The sequence below is a fragment of the Bradyrhizobium sp. NC92 genome, assembly GCF_025200865.1.
Taxonomy (GTDB): domain Bacteria; phylum Pseudomonadota; class Alphaproteobacteria; order Rhizobiales; family Xanthobacteraceae; genus Bradyrhizobium.
Window position 1 is genome coordinate 5,793,519 of sequence record NZ_CP104171.1, and the last position, 16,840, is coordinate 5,810,358.

The 16,840-nt window shown below is 63.5% G+C and carries 16 protein-coding genes; 5 read left to right on the forward strand and 11 right to left on the reverse strand.

The window, feature by feature from the left end:
- Positions 1 to 252 precede the first annotated feature (252 nt).
- Positions 253 to 1,566: an aminotransferase class III-fold pyridoxal phosphate-dependent enzyme gene (locus tag N2602_RS27395; protein ID WP_260380015.1), complete on the forward strand. Its 1,314-nt coding sequence runs from the start codon at positions 253 to 255 to the stop codon at positions 1,564 to 1,566.
- Here N2602_RS27395 and N2602_RS27400 read toward each other — a convergent pair whose 3' ends face one another.
- The 8 genes from N2602_RS27400 to neuB all read right to left on the reverse strand — a co-directional run bounded on the left by N2602_RS27400 (position 1,567) and on the right by neuB (position 8,497).
- Complete coding sequence (locus N2602_RS27400) at positions 1,567 to 2,232, reverse strand: hypothetical protein (RefSeq protein WP_260380016.1); 666 nt, start codon at positions 2,230 to 2,232, stop codon at positions 1,567 to 1,569.
- A 4-nt stretch (positions 2,233 to 2,236) separates the two neighbouring features.
- On the reverse strand, positions 2,237 to 3,013 hold the full coding sequence (locus tag N2602_RS27405; RefSeq protein WP_260380017.1) for an imidazole glycerol phosphate synthase cyclase subunit: 777 nt from the start codon (positions 3,011 to 3,013) through the stop codon (positions 2,237 to 2,239).
- A gap of 10 nt (positions 3,014 to 3,023) precedes the next feature.
- Positions 3,024 to 3,662: an imidazole glycerol phosphate synthase subunit HisH gene (hisH, locus tag N2602_RS27410; protein WP_260380018.1), complete on the reverse strand. Its 639-nt coding sequence runs from the start codon at positions 3,660 to 3,662 to the stop codon at positions 3,024 to 3,026.
- A 48-nt stretch (positions 3,663 to 3,710) separates the two neighbouring features.
- A complete protein-coding gene (locus N2602_RS27415) occupies positions 3,711 to 4,868 on the reverse strand; it encodes an N-acetyl sugar amidotransferase (RefSeq protein WP_260380019.1) in 1,158 nt (385 codons plus the stop codon).
- A 61-nt stretch (positions 4,869 to 4,929) separates the two neighbouring features.
- Positions 4,930 to 5,742 (reverse strand): SDR family oxidoreductase, encoded by an 813-nt coding sequence (locus tag N2602_RS27420; RefSeq protein WP_260380020.1) that lies wholly within the window; start codon positions 5,740 to 5,742, stop codon positions 4,930 to 4,932.
- Positions 5,739 to 6,779: a nucleotidyltransferase family protein gene (locus tag N2602_RS27425; protein WP_260380021.1), complete on the reverse strand. Its 1,041-nt coding sequence runs from the start codon at positions 6,777 to 6,779 to the stop codon at positions 5,739 to 5,741. The genes N2602_RS27420 and N2602_RS27425 overlap by 4 nt, the downstream gene beginning before the upstream one ends.
- A gap of 12 nt (positions 6,780 to 6,791) precedes the next feature.
- The gene (locus tag N2602_RS27430) at positions 6,792 to 7,418 is read right to left on the reverse strand and encodes a NeuD/PglB/VioB family sugar acetyltransferase (protein ID WP_260380022.1); all 627 of its coding nucleotides are present in this window, start codon (positions 7,416 to 7,418) and stop codon (positions 6,792 to 6,794) included.
- Entirely contained in the window at positions 7,415 to 8,497 is a 1,083-nt protein-coding gene (gene neuB, locus N2602_RS27435; RefSeq protein ID WP_260380023.1) for an N-acetylneuraminate synthase, read from the reverse strand. Before neuB ends, N2602_RS27430 begins: the two co-directional genes overlap by 4 nt.
- Before the next feature lie 188 nt (positions 8,498 to 8,685).
- On the opposite strand from neuB, the gene N2602_RS27440 reads away from it, so the two are divergent.
- The 3 genes from N2602_RS27440 to N2602_RS27450 all read left to right on the forward strand — a co-directional run bounded on the left by N2602_RS27440 (position 8,686) and on the right by N2602_RS27450 (position 11,866).
- Positions 8,686 to 9,432: an acylneuraminate cytidylyltransferase family protein gene (locus N2602_RS27440; RefSeq protein WP_260383719.1), complete on the forward strand. Its 747-nt coding sequence runs from the start codon at positions 8,686 to 8,688 to the stop codon at positions 9,430 to 9,432.
- The gene (gene neuC, locus N2602_RS27445) at positions 9,429 to 10,622 is read left to right on the forward strand and encodes a UDP-N-acetylglucosamine 2-epimerase (protein ID WP_260380024.1); all 1,194 of its coding nucleotides are present in this window, start codon (positions 9,429 to 9,431) and stop codon (positions 10,620 to 10,622) included. Before N2602_RS27440 ends, neuC begins: the two co-directional genes overlap by 4 nt.
- 89 nt (positions 10,623 to 10,711) lie before the next feature.
- Positions 10,712 to 11,866, forward strand: coding sequence for a hypothetical protein (locus N2602_RS27450; RefSeq protein ID WP_260380025.1), 1,155 nt, complete (start codon positions 10,712 to 10,714; stop codon positions 11,864 to 11,866).
- 21 nt (positions 11,867 to 11,887) lie between these two features.
- On the opposite strand, the gene N2602_RS27455 is transcribed toward N2602_RS27450, so the two are convergent.
- The gene (locus N2602_RS27455) at positions 11,888 to 12,685 is read right to left on the reverse strand and encodes an FkbM family methyltransferase (protein WP_260380026.1); all 798 of its coding nucleotides are present in this window, start codon (positions 12,683 to 12,685) and stop codon (positions 11,888 to 11,890) included.
- 14 nt (positions 12,686 to 12,699) lie between these two features.
- Here N2602_RS27455 and N2602_RS27460 point away from each other — a divergent pair, with 14 nt between their 5' ends.
- Positions 12,700 to 13,809 (forward strand): NAD(P)-dependent oxidoreductase, encoded by a 1,110-nt coding sequence (locus tag N2602_RS27460; RefSeq protein WP_260380027.1) that lies wholly within the window; start codon positions 12,700 to 12,702, stop codon positions 13,807 to 13,809.
- Position 13,810: 1 nt separating this feature from the next.
- Here N2602_RS27460 and N2602_RS27465 read toward each other — a convergent pair whose 3' ends face one another.
- Entirely contained in the window at positions 13,811 to 15,376 is a 1,566-nt protein-coding gene (locus tag N2602_RS27465; RefSeq protein WP_260380028.1) for a hypothetical protein, read from the reverse strand.
- 58 nt (positions 15,377 to 15,434) lie between these two features.
- Positions 15,435 to 16,754, reverse strand: a complete 1,320-nt coding sequence (locus tag N2602_RS27470; protein WP_260380029.1) for a lipopolysaccharide biosynthesis protein — start codon at positions 16,752 to 16,754, stop codon at positions 15,435 to 15,437.
- Positions 16,755 to 16,840 lie beyond the last annotated feature (86 nt).

Sequence of the window (16,840 nt, forward strand, 5' to 3'; positions counted from 1 at the left end):
CGCACCACGTGATGAGAATGACTTAGAGCATCCAGTTTTTGGCTTTGGGCACACTCCTTTCGGACCCAGAGCCCTTAAGTCTCGGATGCAGGACGACCGCCCCAGCTTTGTGCCCTCGTACTTCGAACTAGAAAGCCTAGTCAACTGTGGTTGACTAAGCTATTCAATCATCAAAGATTTTCCTAGGCTCTCCTGTCTTGCCTTCTCACGAAGTTTCCGATAACGACGACGATAATCTTTCGGCGGACGAAGATGTCGAATACTGCTCAGACGATGTACCGACGCGCGCGCAAGGTCATGCCCGGCGGGACGCAATTGCTCTCAAAGCGGCCGGAAATGTTCCTGCCGGAGCAATGGCCGACATATTTCAAGTTGGCCAAGGGCGCTGAAGTCGTCGATCTCGACGGCAAGACCTATCTCGATATGAGCTATTGCGGCATCGGCGCCACCATTTTGGGCTTTGCCGATCCCGACGTCGATGCGGCCGTGAAGACCGCGATCGACATGGGGTCGATGTCGACCCTGAACTGCGCCGAGGACATCGAGCTCGCGGAGCTGCTGGTGGAGCTGCATCCCTGGGCCGACATGGTGCGCTTCGGCCGCGCCGGCGGCGAGGCCATGGCGATCGCGGTGCGCATCGCGCGTGCGGCGACCGGTCGCGACATGGTGGCGTTCTGCGGCTATCACGGCTGGCACGACTGGTATCTCAGCGCCAACCTGGGTGAGACCACCGCGCTCGACGGCCATCTGTTGCCGGGCCTCGACACCAAGGGCGTGCCGCGCGGCCTTGCCGGGCTGATGCACCCTTTCCACTTCAACAAGCTCGACGAGATCGAGGCTATCGTCGCTGCCCATGGGGAGCGACTCGCCGCGATCGTGATGGAGCCGGTGCGCTCCAGCGAGCCCGAGCCCGCCTTCATCAAGGGCATCCGCGCGCTCGCCGACCGCTGCGGCGCCGCGCTGATCTTTGACGAGGTGACCTCTGGTTTCCGCATCAATTCCGGCGGCGCCCATCTCGCCTATGGCGTCGATCCCGACATGGCCGTATTCGCCAAGGCCATCGCCAACGGCTTTCCGATGGCCGCAATCGTCGGCCGCGCCTCGGTGATGGACGCAGCACAAGAGACTTTTGTCAGCTCGACGGCGTGGACCGAGCGCGTCGGCCCGGTCGCGGCGCTCGCCACGCTGCGCAAGCATCGCGAGCAGCACGTCGCCCGCCATTTGATGCGGATCGGCACGCGCGTCCAGAAGGGCTGGACCGAGGCGTCGCAGGTCACCGGCATGCCGCTGCATGTCTCGGGCATCTCGCCGCTCGGCCACTTTGCCTTCGACCTGCCCGACGCGCAGGAGGTGCGCACGCTGTTCACCCAGATGATGCTCGATCGCGGTATCCTCGCTACCGGCTCGTTCTACGCGATGTATTCGCACACCGACGCTCATGTCGATTGCTACCTGGAGACGGTGACGGCAGTGTTCCGAGAGTTGCGTAACGCTGTCGACCAGAAGGCCGTCAAGCAGCTACTGCGCGGCCCCGTGGCGCATTCCGGGTTCAAGCGGCTGACCTGATCAGGCCGTCACCCCAAAGATATCGCGCACCACATTGCGCGAGTTCGGCGATCGCGTCGCCTTGGGATAGATGCCGTGCAAGATGCTGTCGGCGGCAAGCGCGCCGCCGTCGATCACGATCGCGCCCGTCGACACAAAGCTGTTGTCGCCCACGGCGGTCTTGCCGATGATGCGGCTACCGCCATACATCACGATGCCGCGGCCGAACGACGGGTAGTCGTTGTAGAGGTTCGCCCCGACCGTGCAGTTGTGGTAGCAGATAAAATAGTCGGAATAGCTGGCGCGGCCGAGCACGGTGCCGACCGGATGCTGGACCGCGAAGACGTTGGGCAACTCCACCTCGTAGAACGCGTCGAGCGCATGCAACGCCTTGTTCAACGCATAGGCCTTGTCGGCGATGGGGTGGCCGGGCCGCTCGCGAAACGCCGAATTGGCGAGGTAGTAAAGGAAGATCGCGTACTGGTCTGAGTGCCAGTGCGAGAACCGCGCCTCGTCATTGGCAAAGAACCCCTTCAGCCGCACCCGCGAAAAACAATGATCGATCCGGCCAAGCGCGAGGTCAATGAATTTCGGGAGGTCGCCGAGATCGGTGCCATCAGGGAACAAGTTTTCGAACTGCTTGCGCACATAGAGGGCGAGATCGTTGCGGGCAAGCGAGAGCTGCATGGTGCTAATTCCTGCTTGAGGAGCTGGCGCGCACGTCGAGGCCGCGCGAGAACAGATGGCTGCGCAGCTTGATCGGGCTGTGGTCGGTGAACAGGAACATCGAGGAGATCGCGACCGCCGAGGCGCCGGCCTCCAGCGCGTCGATCGCATGCTGCAGCGAACCGCAGCCGCCGGAGACGATCAACGGCACGCTCAGGACGTTCGCTGCCTTGTGGATCAAGTCGAGGTCGTAGCCACTCATGGTGCCGTCGCGGTCGATCGAGCCGAGCAGCACCTCGCCGCAATGCAGATCCACGCAGCGCTGCGCCCATTCGATCGGGTCGAGCGAGACATGCTCGCGGCCGCCGTCGATGAACACGCTGGCGTGGTTGGGGCCGATCCGCTTGTAGTCAATCGACACCGTCATGCACTGGTCGCCGAAGGTGCGTGCCGCCTCGCGCAAAAAATCCGGACGCCGCACGGCTTCCGAATTCACCGACACCTTGTCTGCGCCGGCGCGCAGCAGCATGTTGACGTCGTCGAGCGTCTTGACCCCGCCACCGACGGTGAAAGGCATGAAAATCTCTGCCGACATTTGCTCAATGATGTCGACGACGCGGCCGCGCGAGGCCGCGCTCGGCACGATGTCGAGCACGATCAGCTCATCGACGCCGTAATCGTTGTAGACCTTCGCCGTCGTCACCGGATTGCCGGCGGCGCGCTCGTTCTCGAAAAAGCGGACATATTTGACGAGCCTGCCGTCGCGCAGCAGGAATTTTGGGATCAGGCGCTTCTTCAGCATCGCGAGGACTTCAGGGATTCCAGCGCAGGAAATTGCTCATCAGCTCGATCCCGGTATCCTGGCTCTTCTCCGGATGGAACTGGGTGGCGGCAATGTTGTCGCGCGCGATGATCGCGGTTACCGGCTGGCCGTATTGGGCATAGCCGACCACGTCGTTCGCATCCCTGCAGCGCATGCCGAAGGAGTGCACGAAATAGAACGCCAGATTGTTCTCGCGGATATTGGCGAGGATCGGATGGTTGCGCTCCTTCGCCACCATGTTCCAGCCCATATGCGGGATTTTCAGCGTGGGATCGTTTGGCATCAGCCGCAATACATCGGCATCGAACCAGCCGAGCCCGCGATGCGCTATGCCGAGGTCGGCATGCTCCTCGGAGTTGTTGGCGAGGAGCTGCATCCCCAGGCACACCGCGAGGAACGGCTTGCCCTTCTCGCGGACATGGCGCTCCAGCATCTCGTCGATGCCGCGGGCTCGGATGTTGCTCATGGCGTCGCCGAACGCGCCGACCCCGGGCAGGATGACGTGGGAGGCATCGGCAATGGCGTCGGCGTCATGGGTCACGACCGGATCGAAGCCGCAATATTCCACGGCGTTCTTCACTGAGCGCACATTGTTGATGCCGTAATCGACGATCGCTACGCCTGACATCGCCTGCTCCCCCGCGGCACGATCATCGCGCCGCCCATTGACCCTCGCCTAGCCTTTGCCGCCGCCGATCTCGACACCCGGATGGTTCGGCCAGGGCACCCTGGTGTTGTCCCACTTGTCCATGTCGGGCATGCGGCGGCCCGGCTCGATCGTGTTCGGCGAGAATTGCCACGGGCTGACCTCGTGCTTGATCGCGATGCCCAAAAACTGCTCCTCGGTCAGATTGAGATAGTCGAGGAACAGATCCAGGCTCGGCGGGCGCTTGCCGTCGAACTCACGCACCAGCGCCTCGCCCTGCTCGCGGGTCATGCGCTTGTTGCGGATGTCAATATTGGCGAGATGGTTGGTCCGGCCCATGCCGCGCTTGATGTATTTCAGATAGTCGCGCACGCCCTGGAAGAAGCACTCGATCTTCTCGTAGTCGTATTCCGGCGGAATACCCTCGACTTCCTGGCCCTTCCAGCCGAGCTCGCGCTTGATGATCTCGACGTGCTTCTTGGTGTCCCACTTGATGTAGCTGCCGAGGCAGATCGAGCGGCACTTGATCCGCATCAGCTCCTTGCGCGGCGGATAGACGAACGGATAGAGGTCTCGCTTCGCAACGCGGCCGCCGAGGAATTCATACATGTCGTCGGCAGTGATGCCGAGATTCATGGCGCGGTTGAAGCGCTTCTCGTCGACCTCTTCCATCTCATCGTAGGAATAGAACGACTGGTATTCTGCGAGACTCTCGCCCCAGAACAAGAGCGGCGTCTCGTAGCGGATCGCGATCTGCATCGTGTGGGCGTAAATGCCGGTGTGGCAGTGCCAGCAGAAGTCGCCGCGGCGCTTCAGCGATTCCAGCATCAGCTCGCGCACTACATGCCAGTTCGGCGTGAAGTTCAGCACGTCTACGCCGAGCTGCTTGAACACGCTGGTGTTGTTCTCTTCGATCAGCGGGCGATAGAACCAGTGGTCGAAGCGCACCACCAGCGGCTTCAGGCCGAGTTTCTTGACGACGTACCAGAGCTGGAAGACGCTGTCCTTGCCGCCCGAATAGGGCACGATGCAGTCGTACAGGCCCTTGTCGCGGTATTGCGCCACCAGCTCCATCATCTGGTCATGGCGCTCGTCCCAGTTGATCTGGGTGTCACGGACCTCGATCTGACGGCAAACGCTGCACGAACCGGCTTCGTCGAATGATGTGGCCTCCGCCGTTTCCGGCAATAAGCATTTGCTACAGCTCAACATTTCGGAGATTCTCGCGATTGCATGACCTGCTGTCGGCTTACCACGCCGTCCACCCCCCGTCGACCGCAATGCACTGTCCGGTCACGTATGCGGATAAGTCACTCGCCAGATAGGCCACAGCGCCCTTCATATCGTCCTCGCTGGCCATGCGTGCAAGCGGCGTTCGGGCCACATAGCGGCTCAAAAACGGCTCCGGCGTCGCCCTGAAGACGCCCCCCGGCGCCACCGCATTGACGCGCACCTTTGGTGCCATGGTGGTGGCCAGCCACCGCGTCATCTGGATCAGGCCGCCCTTGCTGGCGGCATAGGCGGCGGGGTTCCCGAGCGGGGTTCCCACGTAGAGCCGCCAGTCAGGCCCGGCGAGGCCGTAGATGGAGGAAATATTGATCACACTGCCATGGCCCGATTTGGCCAGGTCCTCGGCGGCGGCCTGGATCAGGACGAAGGGCGCCGTGAGGTTGACCTCGATCGCCCGCCGCCAGGTCGCATCCGACTGCTGCTCGAACGGCACGGCCCAGCCCTCGAGCCCGCTGGTGCCGACGAAGGCGGCGCAATTGACGATGATGTCGATGCCGCCAAAGGCCTCGCGGACCCGCCGCGGCAGATCCTTCACCGCATCGCCCTGCTCAAAATCGCAGTCGAACATGGCGGCCTTGACGGAGTGACTAGCGGTCAGCTTCGCTGCCGCTTCAGTGCCCGCAGATGCCGCGATATCGACCAGCGCGATGCCGGCACCGAGCTCGGCAAGGCCGGCAGCAATGGCGCGGCCGATATAGCCGGCGCCGCCCGTGATGACGGCGACCCGGCCGTCGAGCGACATCATCTCGCGGAGCGAACGTTCGCTGCTCATCCAAAGATCCTTTGGAATTCGTCGGAGGCACGTTGGAGATCGTCCAGCCGGCCAACGTCGATCCAGTATTCCCGCAAGGGGAAGACGACCGACGGCCTGCCCTTGTCGATGGTGCGCTCGATCAGCGTCGGCATATCAACGGCTTCGTTGGCGTCGAGATGATCGAGCACGGCCGGATCGAGCAGATAGACGCCGGCATTGACGAAGAATTTTTGCGTCGGCTTCTCGCGGATGCCGAGCAGGCGGTGGTCGTCGAAATCGATCACGCCGAACGGCACGGTTACCGAATGCTCGCGCACGCAGACGGTGGAGAAGGCCTGATGCTCGCGATGATACTTCAGCATCTGCTCGAAATTGACCGTCGTCAGCAGGTCGCCGTTCATGACGAAGAACGGCTGCGTCGGCCGCTCCGGCAACAGCGACAGGGCACCAGCGGTGCCGAGCCGCTCGTTCTCCTGGAGATAGTTGATCTCCACACCCCAGGCCGAGCCATCGCCAAAATAGTCGCGGATCATGTCGGCCTTGTAGTTGACCGAGATGAAGAACTTGCCGAAGCCGGCCTTGACGAAGCCGCCGAGCACGGTCTCCAGGATCGGCTTGTCGCCGACGCGGATCAGCGGTTTCGGGACGTCGTCGGTCAGCGGCTTCAGCCGCGAGCCGAGGCCGCCGGCCATCAGCACGACCCAGTGATCAGATTGCTGCGCGAGCGCGAGATCATCGATTAGCTTGACCTCGACCACCCGCCCGTCCGTGTCGACGAGCGGAAGCTGATGGATCGAGTGCTTGCGCATGAGATTGAGCGCGGCCGGATTCGAGATGCCGACCGGCGCCGTGATCGGCGTGCGGTTCATCACGAGGCTGACGGAGGCATCGAGGCTCGTGCCGGCGAGCAGCGCGCGCCGCACGTCGCCGTCGGTGACGGTGCCGACGATCTTGCCCTCGCGCTCGACGATGGCGAGTTGCAAATTGCCCTGATCGATCCGCCGCAGCGTTTCGATTAGAGGGGTATCTTCATTGACGACGAACGCGCCCTTCATGACAAACCAATCCTATTCGTTGCCGGCGAACCCGCCGGCCGCGACATCCTTTGTAACCACCGCGCCCGCGGCAACGACGGCTCCGGCGCCCACTTTGACGCCGACCAACACGACGGCACCGGCGCCGACATGGACGCTCTCGCCGATCGACACGCCCCCGCACAACACCGCCCCCGGCGCGATATGCGCGTGATCGCCGACGTTGCAATCATGCTCGACCACCGCGCGCGAATTCACCAGCACGTTTCGCCCGATCCGCGCCGCCGGCTGGATCACCGCCCCCGCCATCAGCTGCGCGCCGTCGCCGAGTTGTGCATCGGAGGCAATGACGGCGGACGCATGCGAAATGACCGGAAACTTGTAGCCCCGCTCGGCAAACCGATCGAACAGCGCGCGCCGGCCCGACAATCCCGAATCACTGCGCGAGGCGCGATTTCCGAGACCATTGGCAAGCTCGACCTCACCTGGCGTCATCTTCAAGACGTCGTCGTCCGATCCCGTGATCTTGACGCCGCCGATGGCCTCGCCGATGCGCGCGGCGTCGCGGTCGGCGACGGCTGCCGGACGGATGCCACGGCTCAGCAGCGCCTCGATGACGACGCGGGCGTGGCCGCCGGCACAGAGCACGATCAGGCTCATGGCTCCAGCGCCTCATTGGCCGCATAGTCGCGCGAGGCCGTTTTGCCGAGATAGCTCCAATATTCGATCGGGGGAACGCCGTTGCCCGGACGCTTGACGCCGAGATTGTCTTCCGTGAAGCGCTCACCGACGCGCACCGGGCGCAGCGCGATCAGGCTGCGGCGCGCCACCGCGCGGTTTGGAATCTCCTCCGGCGCCGGCACCTTGCGGCCGTCGCCGAGCGCGGCCTCGACGTCGCGAATCGAGGCAATCATCGCCGCCATCTCGTCCGGCTCGATCGAGGCGCGATGATCCGGTCCCGGCAGATTGCGGTCGAGCGTCAGATGCTTTTCGATCACGCTGGCACCAAGCGCCACCGCGGCGGATGCGATGTGAATGCCGCGGCTGTGATCGGAGAAGCCGACGGGCAGACCAAAGGCATTGCGCAGTGTCGCCATCGCACGCAAATTGATCGACTCCGGATCGGCCGGGTATTCGGTCGTACAATGCAGCAGCGTGACTTTTGCGCGCAGCTCCGCCCAAGTCGCGCGGTCCAGCAACAGGCTTGCGAAGTCGGCGGGCGACGGGCGCGCCGTTGCGTCGCGGAGATATCCGAAAGCGATGACGCCGAGCGCCTGCTCGACTTCGGTAAGCGTCCCCATCCCGGTCGAGAGGATAATCGGCAGGCGGAACCGTGCCAGATGCAAGAGCAGCGGCGCGTTGGTAAGATCACCTGAGCCGACCTTCAGCGTGGACACGCCGACGCGGCGGACCAGATGCGTGGCGCTGTCGGCGTCGAACGGGGTCGACATGTAGGTGATGCCGGAGGCCGCGCAGGCGGCGGCGATCTGCCCCTCGTCCTCAGTGCTGAGCTCGAGCGCGCGCAGCATGTCGAGCTGCGACTGCGCCTTGCCAGTGGTCACCTGCTGATAGCTCGCCTTCGCCGCCTCGGCGGTCGCGAGCTTGTCGGCGCGGAACGACTGAAACTTGACGACGTCGGCCCCAGCCTTTGCGGCCGCCTCCACCAGCGCCAGCGCGCGTGCGCGATCGCCATTGTGGTTGACGCCAGCCTCAGCAATGATCAGGGTTTCGCGATGCATGCGTTTTGTAGCCGGGGGCGAAGCGAAATCCCCGCCCATCAAGCGGTTGTCTTAGTCGAGCGCGCTGGTAAAAGCAACGCAAGCGGGCGGTTTGCAGTGTTCCCTAAAGGCGCTGAAAATAGCCCCCCGCCGGGTAACGAATCGCGCCGAATCGCCATCGGCCTGAACGCAGGATTTGTCTGGTGCCAATGACCAACTCGCCCGAGATATTGTTCCTGCTGGTCGGCCGCGGTGGATCGAAGGGCCTGCCCGGCAAGAATCTGCGCGAGATCGGCGGCCTCAGCCTGACCGGCTACAAGGCGATCGCCGCGAAACAGTCCCGCTACTGCTCGCGCCTGATCGTCTCCAGCGACAGCGCCGAGATCCGGAACGAGGCGAAGCGGTATGGCGCTGAAATGCTGTTCGAGCGGCCGGCCGAGCTTGCGACCGATACAGCCTCCTCCAATGACGTTGTGCTGCACGCCATGGATTGGATCGAGACGCATGAGAAGCGGCGCTACGACGCCATCATGCTGCTGGAACCCTCCTCGCCCTTCGCGACGCCAGAGCACTTTGACGAAGCGGTCGAGCTGTTCGCCGTGCGCAAGGCGAGCCTCGTGGTTGGCATGCGCGAGACCGAGGTCTCCTCGATTTTCGTCGGCACGCTCGGCACGGACGGCTCGATCGGCGGCATCGTCGAGAAGATGCTGACGACAAGCGCGCAGCGGCGCCAAGACCAGGCGATCGAGGTCACCATGAACGGCGCGCTCTATCTCGTTGGATGGGACGCGATGCGCAAGCACCGCAAGATCTACGCCGATCCGTCCGCGAGCTACGGCATCATGATGGACCGCATGCACTCGATCGAGATCGAGAGCGCGGCCGACCTCGCCTACGCCTCCTATGTCATCGAGCACGGCATGCTCGATGATTCGCCTTGGCGGCAGCGAGCATGAGCAAACGCCGCCGCATCGCCGTCGTTACCGGCTCGCGTGCCGATTACGGTTTGCTGCGGGGTATTTTGGCGCGGCTCAAGGCGGCCGACGACGTGGCACTGAGCGTAATTGCCTGCGGCATGCATCTGGTGCCGCGCTTCGGCGAGACCTGGAAGATCGTCGAGGCCGACGGATTTTCGATCGCAGCGAAGATCGATCTCGCGCTCGATGACGATCGCGCCGAGACGGTCGCGCGCGGCACCGGCATCGGCGTGGCGGGCTTTGCCGAGGCGCTGCCAAAGCTTGCGCCCGACGTCCTGGTCGTGCTCGGGGACCGCTACGAGGTGCTGGCCGCGGCCGTCGCGGCGACGCTTCTCAATATTCCGATCGCGCATATCCATGGCGGCGAGATCACCGCGGGCGCCTTCGACGATGCGATCCGTCATGCCATCACTAAGATGGCCTGCCTGCACTTCGTTGCGGCCGAGCCCTATCGGCAGCGCGTGATCCAGATGGGCGAGCAGCCTGATTTCGTCTTCAATGTCGGCGCGCCCGGTCTCGATCTGGCCGACAGCACGCCAAAGCTGACTCGCGCCGAGTTGTTCACAAAGCTCGGCATCAGCGGCCCCGAACGCTTCCTGCTGGTAACGCTGCATCCGACCACGGCGCAGCCCGAGGCCGACGCCGCCAATGTCACGGCCCTGCTCAGTGCGTTAGCGGAGGTCGATGACCGCAGCATCATCTTCACGGGCGTCAACGCCGATCCCGGCTATCGCGCCATCGACGATGCTATCAAGGCGTTCGTCGCGGCGCGAGGCCATCGCGCCCATCACTTCAGCTCGCTCGGCAGTGAGCGCTACTGGGCCGCGCTGCAGCTTGCAGACGCCGTGCTGGGCAATTCCTCGAGCGGCATTTTGGAGGCGCCGGCTGTCAGCGTGCCCTCGATCAATATCGGCGACCGCCAGAAAGGCCGGCTGCGCGCCGCCTCGATCATCGATTGCCCTGCCGATTCGGCGGCCATTCTGGCGAGCCTCCGGAGCATCTTCGAGGGCCGGTTCCAGCCCGATCCGGCCCACATGCCGCCCTACGGCCGCGGGGGTGCCTCCGAGGCCATCGCTGGAACCCTTCGAAGGATCGACCTCAAGGGCGCTCTCCCGAAGCATTTCCATGATTTAGCTGCCAACCGGGAGCCACCCGGAACGACCGTATAAATCCGGCCAATTGTTGCCTGCGCACCGCCCCACGCTGTATAGATCGGAGCGAGCTTGAGACGAACCGCGCTCGTTCCGGAGAACGCGACATGACGACGATCGATTCACTTTCCGACGTGACGCCGGTGGCACGCGCCGTCGAGATTGGTGAACTTCCGATTCCGCCCTATCGCGGCAACACGCTTCCCGCGATCGACTATGACGCGCATCCGGCCTATGGCGGCATGCTGCCGAAGCCGACCTTTCGCGAACGGCTCTATGCGTTGAACGTGTTCGCGCGCACCTTCGCCTTCGTTACCATCCGCCGCATCGTCGACTATGACAACATGCCGCTCCTGACCAAGGAGGCCGGCTTCAGCGGTCTCAATGCAAAAACAGCGCTGCGCTACATCTCGATGTTCGCGGGCATCCGTGCAAACCGCGCGATCGGCTGGCTGACCGGCGCGCGCCGCCCCGCGACGCCAGCGAACCCGGCGCTGCTCAACAAGATCAAATCCGACGGCATCGTCTGCCTCAACCTCACGCCCGATGAGATCGAGCAGATCCGCGGCGTGACGAATCCGGGCTTCGTCAAGCTCGACGAACGCCGCGCCAACATTCCGCCAGAGAAGCGCAAGTTCGACGACAACGTCTACTGGTGCACGCGCTCGGCCGATCCGCAGGCGTTCGCAACCGTCGAGTCCGTCTTCAAGCGCTACGGCATTATGGAAGCGGCGAGCGCCTATCTTGGCCGCCCGGCCGGCGTGAAGCACGTCAATGCGCAGATCAACGACCAGGATCTCGCATTCTGGAAGCGCGTATTCCCGGACACGCAGCTTGCCGACCCCTGGGGCAGCTATCTGCATATCGATGCCACCTACGGCATGCTGAAATGCGCGATCTACATCCATGATATCGGTCCGGACGGCGGCCCGTTCTGCTACATCCGCGGCAGCCAGAATGCGAAGATCGGCTGGTTCGAGGGCATGATCCGCCGCACCAACGATTTCTCCGGCTTCTCCGGCCGCCGGCCTGACGCGCGCAAGAAGTTCATGGCGCTGCCGGCGTTCCTGCGCAAAAAAGCCGACTTCGGCGGTGACCTGCCCGACAATTCGCCCGAGGTGGCGCGGCTGCGCGAAGGCCACTTCGCCGCAACCTCGAACTATGGCAATTGCGTGCTGTTCGACGGCAACGGCATGCATCGCGGCGGCATGGTCAACAAGGGCGAGCGCCGCTGCCTGTTCATCCTGCTCGCGGAAGTCTGATGCGAAGCTTTGCTGCCCGGCTCAACAAGCGCCGCGCAGCTTGCTCGGACGCTTGAGATATTCGGCAAGCTGCTCGGGGCTGAAATAGGCTGCCTGGCTGCGCAGCGGGCTGTCCTTGCGGATGAAGGCAAGATCGATCTGGGCGAGTGCGCCATCGAGCGAGCGCATGTGCCCTTCCAGCACGTCATAGACCGCAAAGCCGGCGTCGTCGCAGAAGCGCACGATGTCGGCGAATTGCGGGATGCCGTGCCGCATCGGCATCATGGTGGTCTCCAGGATCATGAGATCGATTTCGCTAATCCGCGTGCCCAGCCCCTTCAGCACCTCGATCTCGGCACCCTGCGTATCGACCTTGAGGAACACCGGATGCTCGAGCGTTTCGGGCAACAGCGAGTCGAGCCGCCGCATCGGCGTCTTGCGCGCCTCGCCGTCGAGCGCCTTGCCCTCGACCTGCGCGAAGATGCTGGAGCCCGAGATGTCGTCATGGACGTTGAAGGTGATCTCGCCATTCTCGGCACCTGCCGCGACCAGGAAATATTCAGCGTCAAGCCGCTGCTTGAGCTGCTCCAGCAGCGGGCGGCATTCCGCCACCGGCTCGACCAGGAAATACTTGGCGCGCGGGAACGCGTCATAGATCGGCGATGTGCCGAAGGCAATGCCGACGTCCACCACCGTCTTCACATCGAAGCCGAGCGACTTCAGATGCTTGAAGAACAGACTGAAATTCCTGACCGGCGCGTTGGTACGCATCAGGCGCAGGCCGATCGGTTCCAGGACGTTGTTGATGGCCTGAAACGCGGCAGAGACGAATGTCTTCATGAAGCGAGCGCCGGTTGGGCAGAAGCCGAGGTGGAGGATCGCGATCGCAAAATGCCTCTACGAACAATGCATTTGCCACAGTTTGCAATCGACTGGTCGGTTTGGTAGATCAGCCCGGCAAGCCGGTCAAGCGACCGCCCGTCGGCAAAGACAGCGACATCAGCATGAAAGTTCTCGTGACCGGAAGCTCCGGCTTCATCGGCCAGGCACTGGTGCGGCGGTTGCGCGCCGAACATTGCGACGTCGTGGGGCTCGACAAGGTTCCGGCCGAGACCACCGACATCGTGTGCGACATCCTCGATGCCAACGGCCTGACGAAGGCCGTGGCCGGCACCGCGCCGGACGCGGTGGTTCATCTCGCCGCACGCATCGATCTCGACGAGAAGACTGACCTTTCCGGTTACACCGCCAATATCGAGGGCGTTGCAAATCTTGTCGAGGCCGTGCGGCGCACGCCGTCCGTGCGGCGAGCGATCTGGACCTCTTCGCAGCTCGTCTGCCGCGTCGGGTATGTGCCGGCGAACGACAGCGACTATAAGGCCGACACGTTGTACGGACAGAGCAAGGTGCGCACCGAGGAGATCGTCCGCAGCGCCGATGGCGCCGGACGCGAATGGTGCCTGGCTCGCCCTACCACCGTCTGGGGCCCCGGGATGAGCGCGCACTACCAGCGCTTCCTGCACATGATCGAGCGCGGCCATTACTTCCACGTCGGGCACGGCCCGCTCTGGAAGTCCTACAGCTACATCGAGAACATCGCCTTCCAGTATTGGCGTCTCCTGAGCGTCCCAACAGACCAGATCCATCGCCGGACGTTCTATCTCGCCGACTACACGCCGATCGATCTCATCGCGTGGTGCGACGCGTTTCAGCGCAACTTCGGTGCGCGCCCGATCCCGCATCTGCCGGCCGGCGTCGCCCGCACGCTGGCGCTCTGCGGCGACGCGGTGAACGCGATCGGCTTGAAACGATTTCCCTTCAATTCGTTCCGCCTCAACAACGTGCTCGCGCAGTATCAATTTGATCTCGCGCCGACCGCGGCGGTCTGCGGCCCGCTCCCCTGCGATATGCAGCAAGGCGTCGCGGCGACAGTCGCGTGGCTGCGCAACCTGTCGGCGCGCTGAATCAGGTCGCGAGGGTGTTGACCCCGAGCTTGCCGGCGTCCTGCGGCGCCCGCGCACGCAGATTAGCTAAATCAAGCACCAGCCCGGTCGCCAGCATCGACGCCAACACCAGGGCCGAATTTGCCATGCCGAGAGGTCCCTGAACCGGGCTGAGAAGGACGCTGGCAAGCACGAACACGAGCAGCAGCAGCGGCGTCATCAGGCCGGAATGCCGGCTTCCGGCCGCGCTCCAGCCAGCCAGGCCGCCCCAGATGGCGACGTAGACGATGGCGCCTACGAGGCCGAAATCGATGAAGGCCGCGGCCCAGGCGCTCGGGAAGAAGCCATAGATCAGCGCCTCCCGCTGCTCCACCTCCATGACCGCCACTTGATCGCTACCCGGGAAAAATATCCGCAACAACGGCGAGAGCACACCGACCTCGTACACGCCCCATTGCGGCGTGAACTTGTCGCGGGCGTTCCAAACGTGATCAACCGTCCGCACACCATGGGTCAGATAGAAATAGGTGCTGAGGCCGATCATCGCGCTGCGCGGCGAAAGGTAACCGGAGTCGATTGCCGAGATGACATAGCCACGGGGTTGGACGTTCCAGGCCTCCAGCATCGCATCAAGAGCGGTTGCTATCGAATTCGACTTCTGGGGCGGCCACGGCGCCGCCTGTGCTTCGGCGAGCCGTTTGCTAAGCTCGGCCGCAGTGATCATCTGGGTCGCCTTCGGCCGGCGGGTTTGATCCACTAGGGCTCGGTTGTCGGCCCGAGACGTTAGACGTTCGTTCTTCCCCTCCTGCAATTCGGCGATTAGAGGCGACATTTGGATGCAGAAATTCTGTCTGCTGGTCCAGATCGCGCTGGAATAGACCGCGAACAGGCCCACCGCGATGGCGGTCTTGAGCACGAGATAATGGCCACGCGGCACGAGGGTTCGCCCTTGCGTGACGCGCACCAGCATCGCCATCGCGACCAGGACGAGGACGAACAGGATCGGCATCCGCCCCGAATAGAGCAGCGCATAGCCGACCGGCGAGACGATGGACAGTTGTGCCAGCGCAGCCGCCCATCCCCTGATTTCTTCGCCTTTCAGCAGAAACAGCACGATGGAGACGAATCCGAAGGAGAACATGGCGTAGCCGCCGTAGAGCAGCGGCGTTCGCCGAATCATCACAGAATCAACCAACTGAGGCGCGCAACGCAGCAACTCGGAATAGGCACTATTGTTCACCCCACTCAGCACCGTGCGATCGAAGGCCACCAGCGCAATTCCGGCGATCCCGAGCAATGACGCGGCCATGACCCCCCTATCCAGCACCCGTGCGGAAAGGTGTGACGATTTTGCCCATTGCTCGGACCAGCGATCAAAGAACAGCTTACCTACGTGACAAGAGAGCAGAAAGATCGCTAGCGCGATCACAACCACCGAGAGCACAATGGCACTCGGTTGCCCTGGATAAGCGATTGGCCCGCCGGCAACCAAGAAAAGAGTAATAGCCCAGATCACAACCATGAGAACCGCGGGGGACGCGAGGCCGCTGAGCAACGGATTGAGCCGCTGTTGCGTGTTGCCGTTCAAGGAATGCCCTCGGATTACGATTCAGAATTGCTCTGACGTCGAGATACCGACTTAGCCTTCACGGGTAGAGCATATCGGGGTCGCTGGGAAGGCCAACGGGCTGAGTTCCGCCAGGTTCCCTAAGGCTTTCCCGCATCCTGTGGCTCGCGAAGCCTACCAAGGACAGGAACAGCGTGGCGCTGGCAATCCCGCCGGCGAGGGCCGCCCCGTAGATACCGAGCCCAGGGACCAGCGCCACGTTCAACACTGTCGCCACCGCGGCCGAACCGAGATTGCAGATCAGGAGAAATTTGTCCGACCGGGCCGCGTAGAGAGCGTAGGACGGCACATCCGCCAACATGCGCAGGAAGACGCCCGGCAGCATGGCATAGAACACACCGATGCTCGCCGCATAGGATGACAGCCCGAGCAACGCCAGCATGGGCGCCATGGCAAAGGCGGACAGGATCATCGTCGCGCAGACCAGCGCCAGCATCGACCAGAAGAAGGAGCGCAGCGCCGCGCGATAGGCATCCGGACCCGCGCCATAGGCCGCGATGACTTTTGGCAGGAACTGATGCGATACCGAGCTGCCCAGCGACAACAGACCGATCAGGATCGTCGAATAGAACGTATAGATGCCGAGCGCGTCACGCCCGACGAACGCGTCGATGACGAAGCGGTCAACATAGGAAATGACCAATGCTCCCGCCGCCGTCAGCATGAACGGACGAGCGATCCAGAGGCCCTCGCGGATGTTCTTGAGATCCGGCCGGTATCCCCTCAGTTCGCGCCAGGGCAGCTCGGAGAGCGAGAACGCGGAAAAGACGATCGATGCCACGCCGCCGAGCGCCCACCAGACCAGCACGGTCTGCAGCGTCCGCGTCGACGGCGCCGCGAACATCAGCAGCGCGATCGCGTACACCCAGATTCCGCCGCGCAGGAACACGCCAATGTAGGCGCGCACCGGCCGCCAGGTGATGATCAGGATCCGCGTCGCTTCCAACGAAACATGCTCGGTGACGAGGATCAGGATGAACCACGGCGCAAGACGCGCCGGAAAGGAATCGGCGGCGATCGCACCGGCCACGATGATGCCGACAGCCACAAGCGCCGCCGTGCCAACCACCATCTGGTCCGCAATGATGCGCGCGCGCCGCTCGGGCGTCGCCGGCACCAATTCGCGCAAGGTATAGGAATAGAACTCCAGACCGACCGCGAGCAGCGCGAAAGCCAGCGCCGCGGTCAGCAGGCCGTATTGTCCCATCTCGGCCGGCGACAGCATGCGCGCCAGAAGGAGCGACAGCAGGAAGCGACTCGCAAGCGTCAGCGCACGCAGGACCAGCGCCGCGACCGTACCGGCGACCGCCGGGCGCGTCACGAGGTCAAGTAGACGCATCGCGCTGTTCCATCTCCCCCGGCCGTCGACATCGGTTGCAGGCGCGCTCCACACTGTAATGTTCGGTTGCAGGCGCGCTCCCCACT

Excerpts from the sequence above, each read along its gene's own strand:
- N2602_RS27395 (WP_260380015.1), top strand. The coding sequence starts at position 253 with ATGTCGAATACTGCTCAGACGATGTACCGACGCGCGCGCAAGGTCATG.
- N2602_RS27400 (WP_260380016.1), bottom strand. The coding sequence starts at position 2,232 with ATGCAGCTCTCGCTTGCCCGCAACGATCTCGCCCTCTATGTGCGCAAG.
- N2602_RS27405 (WP_260380017.1), bottom strand. The coding sequence starts at position 3,013 with ATGCTGAAGAAGCGCCTGATCCCAAAATTCCTGCTGCGCGACGGCAGG.
- hisH (WP_260380018.1), bottom strand. The coding sequence starts at position 3,662 with ATGTCAGGCGTAGCGATCGTCGATTACGGCATCAACAATGTGCGCTCA.
- N2602_RS27420 (WP_260380020.1), bottom strand. The coding sequence starts at position 5,742 with ATGAGCAGCGAACGTTCGCTCCGCGAGATGATGTCGCTCGACGGCCGG.
- N2602_RS27425 (WP_260380021.1), bottom strand. The coding sequence starts at position 6,779 with ATGAAGGGCGCGTTCGTCGTCAATGAAGATACCCCTCTAATCGAAACG.
- N2602_RS27430 (WP_260380022.1), bottom strand. The coding sequence starts at position 7,418 with ATGAGCCTGATCGTGCTCTGTGCCGGCGGCCACGCCCGCGTCGTCATC.
- neuB (WP_260380023.1), bottom strand. The coding sequence starts at position 8,497 with ATGCATCGCGAAACCCTGATCATTGCTGAGGCTGGCGTCAACCACAAT.
- N2602_RS27440 (WP_260383719.1), top strand. The coding sequence starts at position 8,686 with ATGACCAACTCGCCCGAGATATTGTTCCTGCTGGTCGGCCGCGGTGGA.
- neuC (WP_260380024.1), top strand. The coding sequence starts at position 9,429 with ATGAGCAAACGCCGCCGCATCGCCGTCGTTACCGGCTCGCGTGCCGAT.
- N2602_RS27450 (WP_260380025.1), top strand. The coding sequence starts at position 10,712 with ATGACGACGATCGATTCACTTTCCGACGTGACGCCGGTGGCACGCGCC.
- N2602_RS27455 (WP_260380026.1), bottom strand. The coding sequence starts at position 12,685 with ATGAAGACATTCGTCTCTGCCGCGTTTCAGGCCATCAACAACGTCCTG.
- N2602_RS27470 (WP_260380029.1), bottom strand. The coding sequence starts at position 16,754 with ATGCGTCTACTTGACCTCGTGACGCGCCCGGCGGTCGCCGGTACGGTC.